17 protein-coding genes are annotated in these 22,159 nt (G+C 63.4%); 8 read left to right on the top strand and 9 right to left on the bottom strand.

All coding sequences use genetic code 11. The features are described from left to right. Positions 1–61: 61 nt before the first annotated feature. Positions 62–2,185, top strand: a complete 2,124-nt coding sequence (locus AArc1_RS13650; RefSeq protein WP_117364893.1) for a PAS domain-containing sensor histidine kinase — start codon at positions 62–64, stop codon at positions 2,183–2,185. Positions 2,186–2,270: 85 nt separating this feature from the next. Here AArc1_RS13650 and AArc1_RS13655 read toward each other — a convergent pair whose 3' ends face one another. After that, positions 2,271–3,731, bottom strand: coding sequence for a sodium/proline symporter (locus tag AArc1_RS13655; protein ID WP_117364894.1), 1,461 nt, complete (start codon positions 3,729–3,731; stop codon positions 2,271–2,273). 358 nt (positions 3,732–4,089) lie between these two features. Between AArc1_RS13655 and AArc1_RS13660 the strand changes: the two genes are divergently transcribed. Then, entirely contained in the window at positions 4,090–5,547 is a 1,458-nt protein-coding gene (locus AArc1_RS13660; protein WP_394341234.1) for a heme o synthase, read from the top strand. A 64-nt stretch (positions 5,548–5,611) separates the two neighbouring features. Further along, positions 5,612–6,307 (top strand): thioredoxin domain-containing protein, encoded by a 696-nt coding sequence (locus AArc1_RS13665; RefSeq protein ID WP_117364895.1) that lies wholly within the window; start codon positions 5,612–5,614, stop codon positions 6,305–6,307. On the opposite strand, the gene AArc1_RS13670 is transcribed toward AArc1_RS13665, so the two are convergent. The 3 genes from AArc1_RS13670 to AArc1_RS13680 all read right to left on the bottom strand — a co-directional run bounded on the left by AArc1_RS13670 (position 6,279) and on the right by AArc1_RS13680 (position 8,684). Then, a complete protein-coding gene (locus AArc1_RS13670; protein ID WP_228442328.1) occupies positions 6,279–7,103 on the bottom strand; it encodes an ion transporter in 825 nt (274 codons plus the stop codon). The genes AArc1_RS13665 and AArc1_RS13670 overlap by 29 nt on opposite strands. A 336-nt stretch (positions 7,104–7,439) precedes the next feature. Then, the gene (locus AArc1_RS13675; protein WP_117364896.1) at positions 7,440–8,438 is read right to left on the bottom strand and encodes an aldo/keto reductase; all 999 of its coding nucleotides are present in this window, start codon (positions 8,436–8,438) and stop codon (positions 7,440–7,442) included. 111 nt (positions 8,439–8,549) lie between these two features. Then, the gene (locus AArc1_RS13680; protein ID WP_117364897.1) at positions 8,550–8,684 is read right to left on the bottom strand and encodes a PGF-CTERM sorting domain-containing protein; all 135 of its coding nucleotides are present in this window, start codon (positions 8,682–8,684) and stop codon (positions 8,550–8,552) included. 157 nt (positions 8,685–8,841) lie between these two features. Here AArc1_RS13680 and AArc1_RS13685 point away from each other — a divergent pair, with 157 nt between their 5' ends. The 3 genes from AArc1_RS13685 (at position 8,842) to AArc1_RS13695 (ending at position 12,049) form a co-directional block, all read left to right on the top strand. Beyond that, positions 8,842–10,176 carry a metallophosphoesterase gene (locus AArc1_RS13685; protein ID WP_117364898.1) on the top strand — a complete coding sequence of 445 codons (1,335 nt, stop codon included), beginning with the start codon at positions 8,842–8,844 and terminating at the stop codon, positions 10,174–10,176. Positions 10,177–10,274: 98 nt separating this feature from the next. After that, on the top strand, positions 10,275–11,279 hold the full coding sequence (locus tag AArc1_RS13690) for an ABC transporter ATP-binding protein (protein ID WP_117364899.1): 1,005 nt from the start codon (positions 10,275–10,277) through the stop codon (positions 11,277–11,279). Continuing rightward, on the top strand, positions 11,276–12,049 hold the full coding sequence (locus AArc1_RS13695; RefSeq protein ID WP_117364900.1) for an ABC transporter permease: 774 nt from the start codon (positions 11,276–11,278) through the stop codon (positions 12,047–12,049). The genes AArc1_RS13690 and AArc1_RS13695 overlap by 4 nt, the downstream gene beginning before the upstream one ends. Positions 12,050–12,096: 47 nt before the next feature. Here the strand turns inward: AArc1_RS13695 and AArc1_RS13700 are convergent, their stop codons facing one another. After that, complete coding sequence (locus AArc1_RS13700; RefSeq protein WP_117364901.1) at positions 12,097–15,915, bottom strand: PAS domain S-box protein; 3,819 nt, start codon at positions 15,913–15,915, stop codon at positions 12,097–12,099. A 96-nt stretch (positions 15,916–16,011) separates the two neighbouring features. Between AArc1_RS13700 and AArc1_RS13705 the strand changes: the two genes are divergently transcribed. After that, on the top strand, positions 16,012–17,268 hold the full coding sequence (locus AArc1_RS13705) for a cytochrome P450 (protein WP_117364902.1): 1,257 nt from the start codon (positions 16,012–16,014) through the stop codon (positions 17,266–17,268). Here AArc1_RS13705 and AArc1_RS13710 read toward each other — a convergent pair. From AArc1_RS13710 to AArc1_RS13720, 3 genes are all read right to left on the bottom strand, one after another. Further along, a complete protein-coding gene (locus tag AArc1_RS13710; protein WP_117364903.1) occupies positions 17,256–17,813 on the bottom strand; it encodes a pyridoxamine 5'-phosphate oxidase family protein in 558 nt (185 codons plus the stop codon). The genes AArc1_RS13705 and AArc1_RS13710 overlap by 13 nt on opposite strands. A gap of 95 nt (positions 17,814–17,908) precedes the next feature. Next, positions 17,909–18,508 carry a DUF420 domain-containing protein gene (locus AArc1_RS13715; RefSeq protein ID WP_117364904.1) on the bottom strand — a complete coding sequence of 200 codons (600 nt, stop codon included), beginning with the start codon at positions 18,506–18,508 and terminating at the stop codon, positions 17,909–17,911. Positions 18,509–18,601: 93 nt separating this feature from the next. Next, complete coding sequence (locus tag AArc1_RS13720) at positions 18,602–18,901, bottom strand: HalOD1 output domain-containing protein (RefSeq protein ID WP_117364905.1); 300 nt, start codon at positions 18,899–18,901, stop codon at positions 18,602–18,604. Positions 18,902–19,071: 170 nt separating this feature from the next. Between AArc1_RS13720 and AArc1_RS18530 the strand changes: the two genes are divergently transcribed. Further along, entirely contained in the window at positions 19,072–19,266 is a 195-nt protein-coding gene (locus tag AArc1_RS18530; protein WP_133412226.1) for a hypothetical protein, read from the top strand. On the opposite strand, the gene AArc1_RS13725 is transcribed toward AArc1_RS18530, so the two are convergent. Then, entirely contained in the window at positions 19,250–22,090 is a 2,841-nt protein-coding gene (locus AArc1_RS13725) for a leucine--tRNA ligase (protein WP_117364906.1), read from the bottom strand. The genes AArc1_RS18530 and AArc1_RS13725 overlap by 17 nt on opposite strands. Between the last annotated feature and the right edge of the window lie 69 nt (positions 22,091–22,159).

A 22,159-nucleotide genomic window follows, 5' to 3' on the forward strand; every position in this document is an offset into this window, starting at 1 on the left:
GGATTTCCACACCGGCGAACACGTTCCGCTGTCTCGTCCCACCCGTGGTTTCACTTGATCGATGACTGACACCCGAACGACGTGCGAAACGGCGTACGAGCGATTGGCAGACCGGATCTCGGACCCGTACTGTGCAGTCGACTCCGAGTGGCGAATCACGTACTGGAACGAACGAATGGCGGCAGTGACCGACACTCGAGCGGCGGACGTCGTCGGCGACGTGCTCTGGGACGTCGTCCCGGCCCTTCGTGGCTCACGGTTCGAGTCCCATTGCCGAGTGGTCATGCGCACGCACGAACCACGCACTGTCGACGTTCGACTCGACGACGTATCCGACGACTGGCTCGAGGCGACCCTCTATGCCGACGAGGACGGCCTGTCGATCATCACCCGTGACGTCACCGAACGAACGGACCGAGAGGCAGAGGTCGAACTCGCGGAAACCGTCTTCGAGAACACACAGGATGCGCTGTTTCTCATCGACGTCGACGAAGTCAGAGACGAGTTCCGGCTCGAGCGAGTGAACCCGGTTTACGAAGCCCACACCGGGCTGTCCAACGACGAACTAAGCGGACGACGACTCCGGGACGTCTTCGGTGACGACCGGGGCGGCACTATCCTCGAGAACTACCGCGAGTGTGTCGCCCGACGTGAGCCACTCGAGTACGAAGAGACCGCTTCCGTTCCCGACGAGCAGTCCACCTGGGAGACGCGAATTGCGCCAGTCGTCATCGACGGCGACGTCGAAAAGATAGTCGGGGCGACACGTAACATTACCGAACTCAAAGAACGCGAACGACGGTACGACGCCATCTTCAACCAGACCTATCAGTTTACGGGCCTGCTCGACCTCGACGGGACGCTTCTGGAGGCGAACGACTCCGCGCTCGAGTTCGGCGGGTTCGACCGCAGTGATGTCGTGGGCACTCCACTCTGGGAATCGGACTGGTGGCGACACTCCGAGGACGGCCAGGAGGATCTGAAAGCCGCGATCGAATCGGCAGGCAACGGCGAGTTCGTCCGGTACGATGCGGAGGTCCAGGGTGCCGATGGAACCGTAATTATCGACTTCTCACTTCGCCCGATTACGGACGAACGAGGCGAGGTCGACTTACTCGTAGCCGAAGGCCGAGATATTACGGCACACATCCGACGGGCTCAGGAACTCGAGCAAAAGCGAGAGTTTCTCGGGCAGATCCAGTCGGTCGCAGCGATCGGCGGCTGGGCGGTCGACTTCCGGACGGAAGCGATGCAGTGGACGGACGAGGTCTATCGCATCCACGAGCTGCCCCCGGAGTACGAGCCGGCGATCGAAGACGGGATCGAGTTCTACCACCCTCGAGACAGAACAACAATTACGGACGCGTTCGAGCGGCTGCAGACGACGGGTGACCGCTACGATCTGGAGTTGCGGATCGTCACGTCTACCGACGAGGTTCGGTGGGTTCGAACGCTTGGTTCGCCGTGGTACGACGACGATGGGGACCTGATCGGTGCTCGTGGTGCGTTCCAGGACATCACCGACCGCAAGGAACACGAACGGACCCTCCAGCGGACCAACGACCGGCTCGAGGAGTTCACTGCCGTCGTGAGCCACGACCTTCGCAATCCGCTCACAGTTGCACAGGCTGCCCTCGAACTGGCTCGAGAGAGCGGGTCGTCGGAGGACTTCGACCGCATCGAGGCGGCACACCGGCGGATGAACGCGCTGATCACCGACCTGCTGGCGCTCGCACGCAACGGCCAACAGGTCGACGAGACACAGCCGGTCGCACTCGGCACGCTCGTCGAGTCGGTCCGTGAGACGATCCCGGCTGACGACGCCACGATCGACGTCGATCTCGACGGATACCGGCTCGAGGCGGACGAGGTACGGTTACGTCAGCTGATCGAAAATCTGCTGTCGAACGCACTCAACCACGGCGGCGACGACGTGACGGTTCGAGTCGGTCTGCTGACCGACGGGACGGGATTCTACGTCGCGGACGACGGACCGGGCATTCCCCCTGCGGTTCGGGACGCAATCTTCGACCAGGGGTTCTCGACGACGACCGATGGAACCGGCTTCGGCCTCGCGATCGTCAAGGGAATCGCCGAAGCCCACGGCTGGACCGTTGACGTGACAGAAAGCGTCGACGGTGGCGCGAGGTTCGAAGTGGAAACCGGACGGTATCGTCCTGAGTGATCAGTACTCACCACGCAAGACGGTGGTCGCGAGAACAGTTCCGTCGGCGAACAGTGCTAAAATGAACTGTGAAACACCAGAACAGTCAGTCCTGGATGACGGTTCGCGACTCGGCGTACTCCATCGCGTGTTCGTCGTAGGTCCACAGACTCACCAGCACGAGCGCCGCGATTGCAGGCGGCCAGACGAGAATCGGGAAGTACTCGGGGAAGAGATAAAGGTTCCCGATCGAGCCAACGAGACCGACGAGGATCGTCGCGAGGACGGCTTCTGCCGTCGTCTTCTTCCACAGGACGAGTGCTGCAAGCGGCAAGCCAAGCGAGACGCCGAGACCGACGAACGCGAACTCGATGATCTCGAAGATCGTCCCCGGTCGGACGTACGCGAGCGCGATCCCGATGACGGCGGCCCCGACGACGATTCCGCGGCCGAACAGGATCAGTTCGGTCTCGGTCGCTCTCGGATTGACGTGTTCTTCGTAGAAGCGCGTCACGTCGGCGGAGGTGACGATCATCATCGAGTCCGACGTCGAGAGAATCGCACCGATGATACCGGCGAGCAAGATTCCAGCCAGCCAGGCCGGGAACAGGTCGATGATGGCGTGCATCGCAACGTTTTCGTGGTGGATGTCGGTGCCTTCGTAGAGCACGCGACCGGCAACACCCATGAGCAGGGGAACCGTCAGCCTGAGCGCCTGGAACGCGACGGCGATGACGGATGCCGCACTAATGATCCGCTGTGAGCGGATTGCCTGGAACCGCATCAGGCCGTGGGGTTGGCCGATAGCGCCCGCGGCGAAGGTGACCCAGGCCAAAATCGCGATCACGAGAGCCATCCCCGCGTCGCCGCCACTCATCGAGAGCAGGTTTGGATCGTTCGCCGACGCCTCGGCGAGGAACGCAGACCAGCCACCGATCTCGGCGATCATCCCAACCGGGACGAGAATCGCGGCGATGATGACCAGCGATCCCATCAGGAGGTGAGCCGTCACGGATGCGTTGAAGCCGCCGAGCGTCGTGTAGAACGCGACAGCGATTCCACCGATCAGAATCGCGGTCGTGTAGGGAATTCCGAGCGCGATATCCATCGCTTCACCGATCGCAATGATCTGGGCGCCGATGTACGACATCATGAAGACGACGATCGTCACCGTCCCGACGAGTCGAATCGCCGGGCCGAGTCTGTGTTCACCGAACACGACGGAGAGATGATCGACCACGGTCTGACTGCCGAGCTGTTCGGACGTCCCGCGGAAGTTCGGCGCGACGTATCGGTACAGGAACAACACGAGGAAGATCATCGTGATCGAGAACCAGAGACCACTCAGCCCCACCGTGAAACCGACGCCAACCCAGGCGAAGAACGTCCATCCACTTGCGATCGCCGTCACTTCGGAAATCGCGATCGGAACCGTACCGACGTCTCGACCCGCGAGCATGTACTCCGACAGCCGCTTCGTCTCGGTTGTCAGGAAAAAGTACAGTCCGATTCCTGCAAGCGTCAGAATAAACAGTCCGAAGGTGATCTGGAACTGGAGTTCCGCCATCACTGACCACCTCTCCCGAAGACAGTAACATGTCCATCCCCTCTCATCATGTCGATTCGGTACAGCACGTACGTGAGAATTGGAGCCGCGATCATGAAGAGAATCGCGATCGTAGTCCCCACCGGAAGTGTCGATTCAACCATATTTTAACACACCGTATCACACCACAGTCGAGAATAGCCCTGTATAATATCCATCCCGGCCATGGTCGGTAATGCGGAATATTATGCATTATACATCTACCCACATCGTACGTTCTTCCAAAACGCGGTGAGCCATAATGTTGTTTTGGTAATGTAAAGGTGGAGGAGTGACACGAACGAAACGACGGCTTCAAAAACAGCTGAGAAAAGCGAGAATGCTAAATAGCCGGAGTCGAACGTTTCAGACAAGAATAGCCGTGGCAACCGAGTCGTTTCCCCGACCGATCGGCACGCGTCGACGATTTTCTGCACTACTCGCAGCGACAGGATTGGGCGTCTACCTCCTGTTGATAATCGGCGCAACCACTTCGTTGACCGACGCCGCCGCGGCGTGTACAACCTGGCCGACCTGTCATGCGCCGACAGATCCGCTCAACCAGACGCAACTCGCAATCGCCTGGGGCCACCGACTGGCTGCCGTGATCGTCGGCTTGCTCGTCGCTGCGACGGTCGTCGCCGCCGTCCTCGGAGACGTCTCGAGGCGCGTTCGTGGCGCGATCCTCGCCGGCGGCGTCCTCTACGTCGTCCAAGTCGGTGTCGGCGCTGCAACGGCGGTCTTCGGTCCCGCGGCGATCACTCCGGGACTGCATCTCGGACTCGGCGTCGCGGTCTTTACGGCCGTCGTCCTCGCACTGGCCTGGGACCTCGAGTCCTCAACCGGCCAGGCCGACGACGCGATCGACTCGCCCGAACCGCTCGAGGAGACGCCCGCTGCAGCCGACAGAACGCTTCCCTCGAGCGGCCTCGCTCGCGTCCGACTCACCGCCTACGCCTACTTCAAGATGATGAAGCCACGACTGATGTGGCTGCTCTGTCTCGTCGCCGCAGCCGGGATGGCACTCGCCGCAGGGCCGGCACTCGATGCCGCCACGATCGTCGCGACACTCGGCGGTGGCGTCCTCGCCATCGGTGCGTCGGGAACGTTCAATCACGTCCTCGAGCGCGACGTCGACCAGAAGATGTCCCGAACCGCGGATCGGCCGCTCGCGAACGATCTGATCCCGGTCAACCACGCTCTGGTGTTCGGCGGCCTGCTGACGGTTGCCTCCCTCGGTGTCTTCCTGACGATCAACGCGCTCGCGGCCGCACTGGGGCTCGCCGCGATCATGTTCTACAGCGTCGTCTACACGCTGTTGCTCAAACCGAACACCGTCCAGAACACCGTTCTCGGCGGTCTCGCGGGTGCGTTACCCGCACTCATTGGCTGGGCTGCCGTCACGAACGAGATCGGCCTCCCCGCACTCGCGCTCGCGGGGGTTATCTTCCTCTGGACTCCAGCGCACTTTTATAACCTCGCGCTGGCGTACAAAGACGACTACGCCCGTGGTGGCTTCCCGATGATGCCCGTCGTTCGCGGCGAGACCGAAACCAGAAAACACATCGTCTACTACATCGCCGCGACGCTCGTCTCGACGGTCGTCCTCGCCTGGCTTACCGACCTCGGAGCGCTGTACGCTGCGACGGTCGCAATCTTCGGCGGCCTCTTCCTCTGGGCCGCGATCGTCCTTCACTTCGAGCAGACCGAACGCGCCGCGTTTCGCTCGTTTCACGCCTCGAACGCCTTCCTCGGTGCCGTCCTCGTGGCCATCGTCGTCGACGCGCTGGTACTGTAAGCTTCGTTCGAATTCGGGTGGCCGATACGACTACGCTCTTCCGTCCAGTAGCGAGCGATAACAGATGGATCGTCGAACGTTTCTCGCGGCAACTGCAGGGACAACACTCGCGGTCGGCGTCGCCGGCTGTAGCGGATTCAGGGAGATATCGATTCCCGAGGAACTCGAGGGCACCGACGCCGATCGACAGCTCCCCGTCCCTACGCTTGGCGATGGCGACGTGACGATCGAGGTCTACGAGGATACGGGCTGTCAGGGCTGTCGTGAGTTCCAGGCCGACGTCTTTCCGGTACTCGAAGGTGAGTTACTCGACACCGGCGAGGCCACCTATCAACACCGCGACTTCGTCGTCGGGGCTGCCGACGAGTCGGCCGAGATGGCAAACGCCGCGCGAGCGGTACAACACGAGACTCACACCGACGGCGATCCGAACGGCGACTTCTTCGAGTACAAGGCGGCGGTCATGCGCGCCGACGACTGGAGCGACGACAGGCTCGGCAGGATGGCACAGTCGTTCGACATTTTACCAGAGCGGATCACGAGCGCCCTCGAGGACGAGACGTTCTACCCGACGCTCGTCGCCGACTGGGAGCGAGGCGAGGCGGCCGGCGTCGAGGGAACGCCGACGGTCGTCATCGAGGACGAACTGATCGAGGATCCGTTCGACATCGATGAGATCCGTGACCGTGTCTCGGAGTCGTCCGAAGTGGACCCGACGACCACTGACAATGCTATCGAGAGTTTTCGAGACGCCCGCTGACGCTTGAATCGGTCGCATCGTCGGTGTGATCGATTCGAGTGCCACACTGAGGACACGCCGTCGCCGACCGGGCCTCCTCGAGGAAGCCCGATGCGATGATCGAGGCGGGAAGTGCGAACAGCCCGATACCAAGGACAGCCGTGATTCCGCCGAGTAGCTGCCCGAGTGGCGTCACGGGGTACATATCACCGTATCCGACCGTGGTCAGCGTGGCGACGCCCCACCAGAGCGTCTGCGGAATCGACGTAAACGTCTCCGGCTGTGCCTGGTGTTCAACGAGGTACACGAGGCTGGACACGACGACGAGAACTGCGGCATCAACGACCGTCACGACCACGAGATCGGTTTTCTTCCGTTTCAGAACGCGGGTGAAAAACGAAAGTGATTGTGAGTATCGGAAGAGCTTGAACAATCGCAGCGCTCGGATGACTCGTAGGTCACCACCGACGCCGAAAAGCGCCAGATAGAACGGGAGGATCGCGAGCAAATCCACGATCAGTAACGGACGAGACGCGAACCGGACTCGACCGGAGATGGGACCGGAGTATGCAGGGTGCTCGACGGCACTCCAGACACGGCCGAGGTATTCGACGGTAAAGAGTGCGACACTGCAGATCTCGAGCCAGAGAAAGACCGGTCCGTACTGGCTGGCGACCGAATCGACCGTCTCCATCATCACGGCAGCGACGTTGACGAGAATAACGGCCATAATGAGCCAATCGACGACGACTCCAGCACGGCCACCACGATCGGGTGACAGAAGAGAGAACGTCGTCCGTCGCATTGAATCGAACATACAGGTAGCGACGAACGAGACCGGTGTAAAACGTACCCATCCGTCGATACAGGGGCTCGCTACGGTCGTGGAACGACGCTGTGAGTCGAGTGATGATCTGGCGACCGGAGAGGGGTCGCTCGGTGAGAACCCAACAGGGAAACGAACCGCCCGGTATGGATAGGTGTACGGTGTTGTCGGTGACCGCTCAACCGGAGACAGCGATCACCAGTACCGAATCACAATAGACCGGGCCGTATTCACACGCTCAAAACCGTACGCTTGACGGTCTGAGACCGCTGAATTTAGGTGCCGAAACAAGGCCAATACACCGTATGAACTGACACGGTCGGAGGCCTACTCACTGCTTCGAGCCGCGTCGATGCGATCGAACTGCTCGTCGGTGAGCTCGAGTTCGATCGCACCGACGTTCTCTGTGAGTTGTCCGGTCGTTCGTGCGCCGACGATGGGGACGCAGGTAAAGCGCGTCTGGTCCATCAGCCAACGCAGTGAGACCTGTGCAGGCGTGGCGTCGACCTCGTCGGCGACGGAGTCGATGGTCTCGAGAACGTCCCAGGCCCGATCGGTCGCATAGCGGTCCTCGAACAGGTCGTCGAGGCTCCCCCGCGAGCCATCGGGCGCTTCGACGCCGCCGTCGTCGGTGCGTTCGTACTTGCCGGTAAGGAACCCACCGGCCAGCGGCGAGTACGGACAGACTGCGAGATCCTGGTCAGCGCAGACGTCGAGATAGTCCCCGACGACGTCGTAGTGGGCGGCGTTGACCATCGGCTGAGTGACGTCGAAACGCTCGAGGTCCGCCACGTCTGCGGTCCAAAGTGCCTTCGTTAGCTTCCAGGCGGCCATCGTACTCGCTCCGAGGTGGTTGACTTTCCCTTCGCGGACGAGGTCCGTAAGCACCGAGAGCGTCTCCTCGATCGGCGTTTCGTCGTCCCAGCGATGGATGTAGTAGAGGTCGAGGTAGTCGGTGCCGAGGCGCTCGAGCGTGCCGTCGATCTGCCGACGGATGTGTTTGCGACCCAGCCCCGAATCGTTCGGTCGTGGGTCGCCCCAGCCGTCGAACGGGAAGTAGACTTTCGAGGCGATCACGAAATCCTCGCGGTCGTACTCGGCGAGCCACTCGCCGATCCACTCTTCGCTGGTGCCGTCGGGATTGCCGTAGACGTTCGCCGTGTCGATGAAATTGATTCCCTGGTCCCAGCAGGCGTCGAGCAACTCGTGGGCCTCCTCGCGGTCGGTCTCGTTCTCGAGGTCACCGGTGGCGCGCCCGAACCGCCAGGTGCCGAAACAGAGCTGTGAGACGGTCGTTCCTGTGTTGCCAAGCGTCGTATACTCCATAGTAGACAGCCGTTCACGCCAATCGCGCATAAACGTCCGCCCGACGGCAGGAACTCGGGGGTACCGAAACTCGAGGGATCGGGTGCCCGAATCGGGACGAGCAGCGTGCCGTCAGTTACGGGCGAATCGCAGACCGGACAGAAGCGTCGCCGCCAGCATGGACAGCACCGCGATGCCGACCCCGAAGCCGGGGGTGCCGTCGTCACCGTTGGTGGTGTTCTCGGCGTACATCGTCTCGTCTTTCATTCATCGTCGAACGGTTCCGGGTCCTCGAGCGCACCGATCGGAAGGGAGTGAGATGGCCACCACCACCGGCTCCGTCGAGATCGGCCGTTTTCAGATCACTACCAGTTTCGGGAACAGACGATAACACCTTTCGCGGTGGAGCCACAGCCTCGAGACGATGGCTACCGACTCCGATGATCGGGTCTACTACGTGATCAGTGACCTCCACATCGGCGGCGACGAACAACTCGAGGAAGTCGAGTTTCTCGACGAGCTACTGGCCTTTCTCGAGCGACTGGAGACGACCGACGAGGACGCCGAACTGATCATCAATGGCGACGCCTTCGGGCTCTGGGAGTTCACGCGAGCCGATGGTATCGAGAAGTTCGACGTGCTCGAGGAGACGTATCCGGAGCTGTTCGAGCAGTTCCGGGCGACGGGTGAAAACGTGCCCATCACGCTAGTGCCGGGCAATCACGACCACGAACTCGCGGCGTACGACGAGTACGTCGACCGGTTCGCAAAATACAACGTCGACCTCGTCCAGGAGCAGTCGATCACCCGGCCGGTCGGCGAGCAGGCGATCCACTTCGAGCACGGCAATCAGCAAGACCCCAACAACCGGATCGAAGAGTGGGGGGCTCGCTACGCGAGGCCGCTTGGATACTACTACAACACCCTCGTCACGAGCCGTGCGGGCCAGTTGTCAGACCGTGGACGGTACAACTGGATGAAAGACGTGCAGGCGGTGACGCCGACCGAACGAATGCCGGTCTGGCTCTTCTCGAAGTACTTCTACCGGGAGATGAACCCCCTGTTGCGGTACTCGCTGGTTCCGTTCCTGTTGTTGTTCAATATCAGCGTCATCCTGGTCGTCCTGTCGGGACTGCATCTGGCGGGGCTCTGGTCGCTGCCGGTTGAGTGGGCAGGATCGTTCTTCAGCCAGTTCGGACGGGCTGGGGCGGCGGCCTGGTTCTTGCTCACGGTGAACGTCTCCGTCGTCGGGCTGTTGATGCTCGTGGGAATTCCGCTGTATTTCATCCGTCGAGACGTCAGAAAGACGATCAACCGATTCGGCGTGTTCGAGACCGAACTTACGGTCGACCCGATCGCGTCCTACGAGGAGGCCGCCCGTGAGATCTTCGCATCGGAACCGGAGACGACGATCTTCTGTTTCGGCCACACGCACCGACCGACGATTCAGGAGGTCGACGGCGGATTGCTGGTCAATAGCGGCACCTGGCTGAAACGTCTCCACCGCCGAGACGGGATCATCGGCCTGTTGCCGCCGGTGTTTTATCCTTCGTACCAGCTGGCCGTCGTTCGTATCGCCGAGGAGCCGTCGGGCGTTGCCGTCGAGTTCGAGCAGATCACGAAGCCCAGTCCGGCGACGGAGGAGCTAACGCGCACCGAGCGATTTTTCACCGTCGGTCGGGATCCCGAACCCGAACTGCCCGACCGACACGTCGTCGAGGCCACCGAGACGGTCGCGACGCCGACACCGAGTGATTGACCGACCGACTCGAGCCGGACTCGAGCGGCTGGAAGCCGGCGTCGGGTCGACGAGACCGAATCGAACCCCTTACCCGCAACCGGTCGATACCACCCTGCATGAAAGCCGTAGTCGACGCGACGGACCTCGAGAAGACCTACGGCGAGACGGTTGCGCTGTCGGGGGCGTCGTTATCCGTCGAGCGTGGCGAGGTGTTCGCGCTCATCGGCCCGAACGGGGCTGGCAAGACGACGCTCGTGCGTGCGCTCACGGGGACGACCACACCCGACGCCGGGACGGTCAAGATCCTCGGTGAGTCGCCGACTGCTGTCGACCGGGCCACACTCGGCGTCCTCCCCCAGGACTTCTCGCCGCCGGATAGACTCACCGCCCGCGAACTCGTCGTCTACTATGCGGGGCTGTACGACGATCCTCGCGATCCGGACGACGTGCTCGCCGACGTCGGCGTTGTCGACGCCGAAGACACCTGGTACGAGAACCTCTCGGGTGGCCAGCAGCGTCGCGTCTGCGTCGGCTCGACGCTGGTCAATGACCCCGACGTGCTCTTTCTCGACGAACCGACGACGGGAATCGACCCCGCGGGTCGGCGAACGGTCTGGCGGCTCATCGAAGAGCTCGCCGCCGCCGGGACGACCGTCCTCCTGACCACACACGATATGGCCGAGGCCGAACGGCTGGCCGACCGCGTCGGCTTGCTCGCCGACGGCTCGATCGTCGCGGAAGGCACCCCGAAATCGCTCGTCGCCGAATACGGCGGCTCGAGCCGACTCACGATCGAAACCGACGCCGAGCCGGCTGCTTTCGCCCCCCTCGAGTACCCCACCGAACGAGTCGCCCGGAGCCACGTCGCTGGGGCCTCGAGCGGCCAGAGCGCGGTCGTGGTTCGCGACGTCCCGCCGGCCGAGATCGGAGGCGTCGTCGACTTCCTCGAGCAACACGACCTCGAGTACACCGGCCTCTCGTGGGCCGAACCAGATCTCGAGGACGTTTACCTCACGCTGGCGGACGAGACGGAACTCGAGCGAACGAATCGACTCGGTGAGCCAGCCGGTGGGGAGGCTGCACCTGCAGAAGACGCCGTGAGGCCGGGTGAGACGACGTGAGCCGACTCGGTCGCGTTCGGTCGGAGGCCACCGCCGGCTGGCGGTCGTTCGTTCGCCGTCGGACGGCAGTCTTCTTTACGTTCTTCTTCCCCGTGATCCTGATCGTCATCTTCGGTGCGCTCGTTCGGACCGACCCCACGGGCGAGGGGCTGTTTGCGGAGTCACCGGCGTACTACGTTCCCGGCTATCTCGCTACCGTCGTCCTCTTTACGCCACTGTCGCGGATGGGCAGCGAGGTCGCCCGCCACCGCGAGGGTAACCGGTTCGAGAAGCTCGCGACGACGCCACTGTCACGCGCTGAATGGCTCGTCTCCCAGACGATCGTCAACGCCGTCATCATCGCCCTCGCAGGACTGTTGATCCTCGTGATGGTCGTCGCGCTCACGGGCGCCCAGATCGTTTACTCGCCGTGGCTCGTGCCGTACGTCCTCGTCGGCGTGATCTGTTTCTGTGGCATCGGGACGATGCTCGGCAGTTACACCGACTCACGCGATGGTGCAATCGCTGCTAGCAACGCGATCGCGTTCCCGTTGCTCTTTCTCTCCGAGACGTTCGTCACCCTCGAGCAGCTCCCCGACTGGTTCGAGCCACTCGTGAACCTCTCGCCGCTGACGTACTTCGCTCGTGGCGTTCGGGCGGCCACCTACCCCGAAGCCGGCACGCCTGCCGTCGCGGGCGTCGATCCCGTCCTGGCGAACATCGTGATTCTCGCCGCGGTCGCGGTCGTCACGTTCGCACTCGGGGCTCGATCGATTCCTCGAACGGACTGATCCCGCTGGCCGAGTTCTCGGCCATCGACAGTTGCGTCTCGGCGCGATCAGGGGCCGTTTGCCGTCTCAGCTGCCGGAAGGGTGAACGAGAACGTCGCGCCCTCGCCGGGTTCTGTATCGACCCAGATCTCGCCACCGTGGCGTTCGACGATTCGCTGACACAGCGCCAGGCCGATTCCACTGCCAGGGTGTTCGTCGACGGCGTGTAACCGGTTGAACAGGCCGAAGATGCGGTCGGCGTCGTCAGGGTCGATGCCGATTCCCTCGTCCGCGACCGAGATGACCCACTGTTCTCCTGCCTGCTGAGACGAAATCTCGATTCGAGGCGGCTCGTCGCCAGCGTACTCGATGGCATTCGACAGCAGGTTCTGGAACACCTGGCGCACCTGGTTGCCGTCACCGTCGACGCGAGGCAGCGACTCCGCCGTGATCTCGGCGCCGGAGGCACCCATCTGAAGTTCGAGATCCCGGCGGACGTCCGCAAGGATGTCGTCGAGCTCGAGCGGCTCGAGTGGCTCACCCTGCGTTTCGACCCTGGAGAACTCGAGCAGGCCGTCGATCATCTCGCGCATCCGATCGGCACCGTCGACGGCGTACTCGATGAACTCGCTTGCATCCTCGTCCAGCTCGTCTCCATACCGACGCTCGACCAGGGTGAGATAGCTCGAGACCATCCGTAAGGGCTCCTGGAGGTCGTGTGAAGCGGCGTAGGCGAACTGTTCGAGGCGTTCGTTCGACGTCTCGAGTTTTCGCTGGTACTCGACGCGGTCGGAGACGTCCTGGATCATGAGCATTCCGGCGAACACCGACCCCCGGTCGTCGCGGACCGGAAGCGTGTAAACGTGGAGCTGTCGCCCGTCGTACTCGAACTCGAACGAGTCCGACTCACCGGTGAGTGCCGCGCGGAATCTCGGCTCGAGTTCGGCGACGACGTCGTCGGGATATCGCTCGAAGATCGAGGTATCGACGAGCTCGGCCGGAGAAACGCCGCGGTCGTCGAGCAGTTCGCCGCCGACGAGGGTGTACCGCAACTCGTCGTCGAAGAGGCCAACGGCGCCGTTCGGAAAGTGTTCGACGAGCGTCCGGTAGCGCCGCTCGCTTTCTTCGAGCTGTCTTTCTCGTTCTTTTCGTTCGGTGACGTCCCTGACGACACCGATCCGCCGGCGTTCGCCGGATTCGTCGTCGACGTGTCCGGCCAGCGTCGCTTCGACCGCGACCCGGTCGCCCTCGACGGTCTCGATCTCGGCGTCGAGTGTGGCCTCGCTCGGCTCGTCGACAAGCGCTCGAGCGCGGCCGATGGCCGCCTCGTCGGCCACCAGCGTCGCAGACGAGCCGAGCAGTTCCGCGCGTTCGTAGCCGGTCAACTCCGTGTAGGCGCGGTTGACCATCGTAAATCGGCCGTCGTCGTCGACGATGTAGATCCCGTCGTCGACCGTTTCGACGATCGTCCGGTACTTTTCGAGCGTCCGCTCGCGTTCTTTGCGCTCGGTCACGTCGGCGTCGATCCCGACGATTCGCTCGACGCGGCCCTCTTCGTCGGTGACGGCGACCGCACTGGCGTGGATCCACCGTGTCTCGCCGTCAGGACCGACGACGCGGAACTCCTCGTCGTACTCGCAGTCGGGGAGTTCGAGGTAGGCCTCGCGGACCCGGTCGCGGTCGTCCGGGTGGACTATCTCGAGCCACGAGAGGCCATCCTCGTATAGCGACTCGCGGTTCTTTCCGTAGACGGCTTCGTAGGCGGGGTTGACGTAGGCGTACGACGACGGGTCGGCGTCGGCTAGCCAGACGACCTCGTCCAGGTGTTCAGCGAGCGTCCGGAAGCGCTCTTCGCTCTCGCGAAGGGTCGCCTCCATCTCCCTGCGGTCGGTGACGTCCCGGAAATACACCGACAGTCCGCTCTCGGAGGGGTAGGCGGTTACCTCGAGCCAGCCGCCGACGACTGGCGAGTACTCCTCGAAGGTGACCGTCTCCTGGCTGTCCATCGCCCGGCGGTACTCCCGGTCGAACCGCGAGTCGACGGCACTTGGAAACACCTCCCAGACGTTCTCTCCGACCAGGGTGCCGTCATCGTCGCCTAGCAACTCCGCTGCGTGGTCGTTGATGTAGGTGAAGTTCCAGTCCGTATCGAGTCCGTGGATTGCGTCCGTCACTCGTTCGAGCGTCGTCTCGAGGTCGCTCTCGAGGCGCTTTCGCTCGGTGATGTCTTTGAGCGCGTACACCGCACCGTCGAAGGCGCCGTCTGTGTCGAACAGTGGCGCACAGTGGGCCGAGAGCCACACCCTCGTGCCATCGGGCTGTTCGATGCCAAGCACCTCGTCGTATACCGGCTCGCCGGTCTCCGAGACGGTCGTAAACGGCAAGTCAGCGCCCGCCAACGACTCGCCGTCCTCGTCGATGAGTTCCCAGCGGTCGTCGTCGTGGGTGTACGTCCTGAGTTCCTCGAGCGAGCGACCGAACAGGTCTTCGGCTTTCTCATTTGCGTAGACGTTCACCCCGTCGGCATCGATCAACGTGATGCCGACCGGACTGGTCTCGAGGATCCGGTCTTTCAGCGTGCGTTCGGCCTCGAGTTCTCTCCTGAGCCGGGTTCGCTCGGTGACGTCGCGGATAACGCCGATCCGTTTCGCCCCCTCGGCGTCAGTTGGGACGAGCGTAAAACGATTTTCGACCGTTCGGTATCTCCCAGCTCCCTCGAGGATCGTCTCTTCGAACACCGGACTCGTCGATCCCACCGTAGATTCACGCTGTTCGGCTTCGATCGACGCGAACTCCTCGCCGTAGACGAGAGACGCGTGACTGCCCAGAAGCTCCTCGCGAGAGAGTTGCGTTAGTTCGACGAACGCATCGTTCACCAGTTCGAACCGGCGATCCTCGTCGAGGACGTAGATGCCGTCGTGAACCGTCTCGACGGCCGTTTCGTAGCGCTCGAGTTCTCGTTTCCGGGCCACCCGCTCGGTAATGTCTTCGATCGCGAACACGACGGCGTCGATGGCTCCGGACTCGTCGAACAGCGGCGCGCCGTTGACCGAGATCCAGACGCGCTCGCCGTCGGGCCGCAAGACGCCGCTACGCTGGTCATACAGCGGCCCGCCGGTCTCGAGAATTCGTAGAAACGGCAGCGACTCGCGCTCGAGCGGGGTTCCGTCGAGGGTGATCTCGTCCCACTCGGGATTGTCGAAACTGAGTTCGTCGATCCGTTCTCGTGAGCGGGCGAAGAGTTCCTCGGCTCGGTCGTTGGCGAATCGCAACTTTCCGTCGCGGTCGACGATCGTGATCCCGATCGGGCTCGTTTCGACGATCGTCTCCGTGAGCGTAGCCTCAGCGTCGTGACGGCGATTAGCACGGTCGCGCTCGATGGCCAACGTGAGGCTGTTCGCCACGTTCTGGACGAACGCGACCGTCTCTGCGTCGAACGACTGTCTCGCGCTCGCGTGGGTGGCGAGGACACCCCAGGGGTCGGCTGGCGGTCCGACGAGGACGGCGATTCCACTCGCGACGCGTCGCTCGAGAAACGCTGGCCCGTCGACCCGATCGTCGGCATCCAGATCGGTGACGACAACGGATTTCGCCCGCTCGAGAGCGACACCGGCCAAGGTGTCAGGATCTGCGGGCACCGTCGCCCCCACGCGACACTCGTCACAGCCGTCGCCGCCCTGCAGCCGAAACCCCTCGTCGTCCGACCGTGCCTCGAGAAGCGTACACGAATCCGTCTCGAGCGACGCCGCCACGGCAGCCGTTGCGTCACGGAAGAGCGACTCGAGGTCGTCGCACTCGAGGGCTCGCGTCCCGAGATCCGCGACGACTCGTTGCCGGCCCGGCTGTCCCGCCCGGTCGCCGTTGGCCCCGCAGGGCGTAGAGGTCATGGTAACCCTCTAGTCGCCAGAAGCGGCTAAAGGGTTTCTGCGCTCGGGGCCTATTCCACCCCGAACGTTTTGCCAGTGTCCGTGGGAACCACCCATATGAGCAGCACAGACCCTCGAGGGTTACAGACGTTTCCCGCCGAACTCGAGTCGCGTTCGGCCTGGCTCGAGCCGTTCGACTGGTATCGCGAGATGCGTGCGAACGCACCGGTCCGGTACGACCCGACGCGACGAACCTGGGACGTCTTCCGCTACGAGGACGTCAAGCGAGTGCTCGACGACGACGGGACCTTTTCGGTCGATCCGCGCCGGGCCGACGACTACGTCGAGCCCGAACGGGCGGAGGAGACGCTCATCTTCGAGACGATGCTCTTTACCGACCCGCCGAGCCACGGCGACCTGCGCGGCGTCGTCGACGACGCGTTCGAGCCACGCGCGCTCGGCGACCTCGAGCCTCGCATTCGCGACCTCGCCGGCGACCTCCTCGAGCGTGCGGACGCCCTCGGTGGCCCGGACGACGAGCTGGACGTCGTCGACGCGTTCGCCTACCCGTTGCCAGTGATCGTTATCGCCGAACTGCTCGGGATCCCACCGAGCGATCGGGACCGGTTCAAAACCTGGTCAGATACGCTCGTCGAGGCCACGAGTGCCGACGACGGGGACGAGACCGCCGAGTACCACGAGCGCCAGCAACAGGCGCAGATGGAGATGGCGACGTACTTCCTCGAGGCCCTCGAGGACCGACGCGAGTCGCCTCGGGACGATTTGTTGACTCAGATCGCAACCGGCGAACTCGAGGATGGGAGCCGACTCTCTCAGGAGGAAGCGCTCGGGACGTGCATCCTGTTGCTCATCGCGGGCAACATCACGACGACGAACCTCATCACGAACGCCATCCGGTGTTTCGTCGACGACGTCGACGGCGACGGCGACGTTCTCGAGGAGCTTCGAGACGACGAGCGCGCGTTACGGACGGCCCTCGAGGAGGCCCTACGCTACCGTTCGCCGGTCCAGGCGATGGGACGCGTCGCCACCGAGGACGTCACCGTCGGCGGCGAGGTAATCGAATCCGGCGACCGCGTGATCGCCTGGCTCGGGTCGGCGAACCGCGACGAGCGGCAGTTCGACGACGCCGACACGTTCGTCCCCGACCGAACACCCAACCAGCACCTCGGGTTCGGCCACGGGACCCACTACTGTCTGGGCGCGCCGCTCGCCCGCCTCGAGGCGAACGTGGCGTTCGAGGAACTGCTGGCCCGAACGTCGTCGATCGACCTCGTCGACGTCGACCTCGAGCCGACACGTAGTTCCTTCGTCTACGGCGTCGAGTCGTTGCCGATCCGCTACGAACGCTGATCGTCGTCGACATCGCCCATCCGGCTCGCATAATCCCAGCCGTAGACGACGGCCGGCTCGAGCGTCAGCGTCACCTCCTCGCGTTCCGGGGCGAGCAACGTCGTCGCGAGCTGTGAGTCCGTCCCACCGAGATAACGCTCGAGTAGATCCCGAAGCGTCTCCTTCTCTGGATCGGGCTCGATCGAGACCGTCCCGCGGCCCCTGACGCCCGCATACGGCGGCTGGTTCGTCGACACCTCGAACGCCGCGTTCGGATCGGACTCGAGAAACGAGACGACGTCCGCGCTCGCCGAGGTGGCACACTGGAGCCGCCAGTTGTCGGCCGTCGCCCCATTGGCTGTCGCTTCGTCGCCCGTCGATCCGCCAGCCGCCGCTTTGTTGCCCGTCGATTCGTCGTCCACCGCTTCGGCTGTGACGAGCCGAAACCACAGCGAACACATCCAGAGGTTGTCCTGTGGCGTTCGACACGCAAGTCGAATCGGGATCGCCGTTTGCTCGAGGAACGCCGCCAGGTCGGCCGACGAGAGTTGTCCTCGCACGTACATACCCGATCTGAGGGCGCCAGCCGTAAAATACCAGCAGCGTCGTCGCGTCTCCCCAAAGACGGCCTATCGGACCGACTCGCGTCAGTCTCGAGTCGCTAGAACATCGGCACGAGCATCCCGAACTCGTAGCTGTAGATGTGATTGAGCATGAGGTAAGTGACGATCCCGAGGACGAGACTCAACAGCCACGAGGCGGCTGCGATCTGACCGACGCGGGCGTGGGCAGTCCGACGCAGTTCCGCAGGCGTGTGCGTGAGTCCGAGGATCAACGCATAGAGGACGACCGGCACGGCGACGATCGAGAGGATGATATGGATCGCCAACATGATCAGATAGGCGTAGTAGACTGTGTCGGGCCCGACGAATAGCTTGTCGCCGCCGCCGCCGACCCGGACCAGGTAGACGACCAGGAACAGCAGAATCGTCGCGAACGCGCCGATCATCGCGGCGCGATGTTTCTCGATCTGCTCGGTTCGGATCCAGTACCAGCCGAGGACGATCAACACCGTCGTCGCGAGGTTGATGACGGCGATCGCGTGTGTCAGGACGTTCACCTGCGCGTTCGTGAGGTCCGGATAGATCGGAAGGTCGAGCAGGAACGTCCCGATCACCAGTCCATAGCCGACGACCGTCAGAAAGAGCGTGACGCCGATCGGTCGTTCTCGAAGCCGTCGTCTCGCTGCCACGGTTGCCATTATCGGCCGTTAGGAGAGGCCCCGTATCTGTCTTGCTGTTCTGATCTTCCCGATCGCGTCCAGAACCCTGCGATACCTCTTCCGCGAGCCGGCTCACTCTCGAGCGTCGTCCGAACTCGATCGGCGCTCGAGGGTGACGGATCCGTCGCCGTCGACGGTGACGGCGTACCCACAGTACGTAAAGGAGACGGTCCCGTTAGCTCGTGGTGCACCGTCGACGCGGTCGGCGAAGAGGGCGTCGAGCGAGTCCGGATCGATCACCTCGTGTAAGGGTTGGTACGTTGGGGGTCGCAACGCTCGTGGTGAAACGCCCTCCGCATCGGCGACGGCCTCGACGACCGCCTGACTTGGCGTTTTCGTTGCTACCCTGTCGATACTGTCGCCACCCGCCATTCTATCACTCCACTTTCGAAGCCGATTGAATAAAGCTGTCCTTCTGGAGCGGTGTGTCGATGCCTGAGCCGTTGTGCCCTTCGATATCGAAGCCTCGAGTGTAAAACCAGTCGCCGTCGGGGAGGAGTACCGGTTCGATCCTTCGATTTCGAGAGACATTCGAGGAGTGTATGGATCGACCGACGACGGGACGTCCTCACCCGTCTGGTGAAGTGGGCGACCACCGCGGCGCTGCCGACGACGGCGAGACGTACCGTGACGCCGACGACCACGACGAGGACCACCGCGACACTGAGGCGTCGGTGTGGCATGCCCGATTCGTCTGTTCGACTCAAGCGATCCGGTGGCTCAATCGATCCGAATAGCGGGTTTTCCCGGTCGAGCTTTCGCCGCCAGGTCGTCGTCGTCCGTCGCTCGTCGAACCACGACGTCGACGTCGAACTCGTCGGTGAGTAGCCAACTCGTTCGCTCGAGGATCGCACGTTCGTCGCCGGCAGGGAGGAACTGGTCCAGTCCGCTGCGGGTGGTCCGCTCGACCAGATCGCCAACGAACGTTCCCAGCGTCTCGCGGTCGGGTACATCGATGCCTGCTGTCTGTGCACGCTCTACGATTGCATCGCCTTCGATCGGCTCGCCGTCGGCGCGGTCGGCAGCCAGTTCGGCGACCCGGTACTTCCACTCGGGGGCGACGACCAGTTCGATCCGCGCCGGTTCGTCGATTGCGGCGACGTCGACGATGTCGCGAACGTCCTCGAGCGTCGTCTCGACGAACCGTCGTTCCGTCGCGTAGTCGGCAACGTCGGCCTCGGGTTCGGGCCAGTCGGCCTCGACGACCAGGCCGTCGCCGCGGAGTTTGTTCCAGAGTTCTTCGGCGAGGTGCGGCGCCATCGGCGCGATCAACGCGGCGAGCGTCAGCAGGCCGCGGCGATAGATCTCACCGTGTGGACGGTCGTACGCGCGGTAGCGTCGCAGGAGTCGGGCCAGTTCCTGAATCTCCGTGGCCGCCCGGTGAAAGCGAAATCGCTCGTACTCGTCGGCGACTGCGGCGATCGTCCGGTCGATCTCGCGGGCGACGAACTCGTCGTGGATTTCGGACTCGACGCGGGTGTGTCCTTCGTCGACGAACTCGGTCGCCATCCCATACAGCGTCTGTTGGAGGTCGTACGCGCCGCGGACGTTATTCGCCGTCCACTCGAAATCCTGCTCGGGGTGAGCCGCCGAGAGAACGAACAACCGGGTCGTCTCCGCACCGTACTCGAGCGGTGCGACCACGTTCCCCTTCGAGGTCGACATCTTCTCGCCGTCGTACAGCACCGTCCCCTGGCTGATGAGGCGCTCGACGGGTTCACGAACCTCGAGCAGTCCGAGATCGGCAAGCGCCCGCATCATAAACCGGATGTATAGCAGGTGCAAGACGGCGTGTTCGTCGCCACCGACGTAGACGTCGATCGGCAACGCGTCGTTCGCCAGCTCGGCGTCGAACGGCGCGTCCTCGAGGTCGGGCGAGAGGAACCGAAGGAAGTACCACGAGGAGTCGACGAACGTGTCCATCGTGTCGGTTTCGCGCTCGGCTGGGCCGCCACAGTCCGGACACTCGGTGTGGCGAAACGACTCGTGTTCGGCCAGCGGATTCCCCGTCGTGTGGACGAACTCCGGCAACTCGACGGGCAACTCTTCGTCGGGGACGGGCACGTGCCCGCAATCGTCACAGTGGACGACCGGGATCGGCGTCCCCCAGTAGCGCTGTCTGGAGATGAGCCAGTCTCTGAGTCGGTAGATGACGTCCTCCTCGATCGCCGCGACGTCCGCGAGGAGTCGCTCACGGGCCGTCTCGCTTTCGAGGCCGTCGTACTCGCCGCTTGCCTCGAGGATCCCCTCGCCAGTGTAGGGTTCGTCTTCGAGGTCGACGTCGACGGTCGCGTCTTTCGGCGTGATCACGCTCTCGATCGGCAGCCCGTGCTCGCTAGCGAACGCGTGGTCACGCTCGTTGTGCGCCGGAACGCCCATCACGGCTCCCGTCCCGACGTCCTCGAGGACGTAGCCGGCGACGTACACCGGCAGTTCCTCGCCGGTCAGGGGGTGGACCGCCGTCGCGTCAGTCGCGATACCCGAGAAGCCGACCGCTTCTGGGGGACGCTCCCTAACCGTCTCGACGTATTCGCGGACGGCTTCATCGGCGTCGGCCAGTTCCCGTGCGAGGTCGTGACCCGGCGACACCGCGAGGTACGTCGCCCCGTAAATCGTCTCCGGTCGGGTGCTGAAGACGTCGACAGTGCCGTCGGCGGCATCTGACCCCTGGGTCCCGTTGCCCCGTGGGTCGGCTTCATCCCCGCTCGGCTCCGCCAATCCGTCATGTGGCTCGCTCACCTCGAACGCGATTCGAACGCCCTCTTGTCGACCGATCCAGTTGCGCTGGATCTCGCGGACACCCTCGGGCCACTCCTCGAGGCCCTCGAGGGCGTCGTGAAGTTCTTCGGCGTAGTCGGTGATCGCGAAAAACCACTGGTCGAGTTCGCGACGGCCTACCGGCGTCTCACAGCGCCAGCAGACGCGTTCGACCTCGCGGCTCGCGGCTTCGCCGCTCGCTCCATTCGAGGTCTCACTTTGCTCGACCTCGCGGCCCTCGGCTTCGCCGCTCGCTCTAGTAGCGGCCTCACTACGTTCGGCCTCTCGTTCCTCCACCTGGGCTTCCGCAAGCACCGTTTCACAGTCGGGACACCAGTTGACCGACGCGGCTTCGTACTCGACGAGCCCTGCCTCGTAGAGGCGCTTGAAGAGCCACTGGTTCCACTGGTAGTAGTCGGGTTCGCAGGTCGTGATCTCACGCGACCAGTCGTAGCCAAAGCCCATCGTCTCGAGCTCTTCGCGCATTCGGCGGATACAGGCCTGGGTCCAGGACTCGGGGTCGCTCGCCCGCTCGTAGGCGGCATTTTCTGCTGGAAGGCCGAACGCGTCCCACCCCATCGGGTGGAGCACGTCGTCGCCGCACATTCGACGATAGCGGGCGTGGGCGTCCGTAATCGCGTAGTTGCGGACGTGTCCCATGTGGAGCGTTCCCGACGTGTATGGAAACATCCCGAGGACGTACGTCGGGTCGTCGACGTCGGGGTCGAGCTCGTAGACCTCGTCGCGCTCCCAGACGTATTGCCAGAACTCCTGCACCTGCGCGTGATCGTAATGACTCGTCATGTGGGCTCGAGTACTCCGTTGTCCGTCAGTGGGCGTGCCGGCTATATCATTGTTCGCCCATATCTCGAG

Origin of the sequence: Natrarchaeobaculum sulfurireducens, from assembly GCF_003430825.1 — an archaeon.
Classification (GTDB): Archaea; Halobacteriota; Halobacteria; order Halobacteriales; family Natrialbaceae; genus Natrarchaeobaculum; species Natrarchaeobaculum sulfurireducens.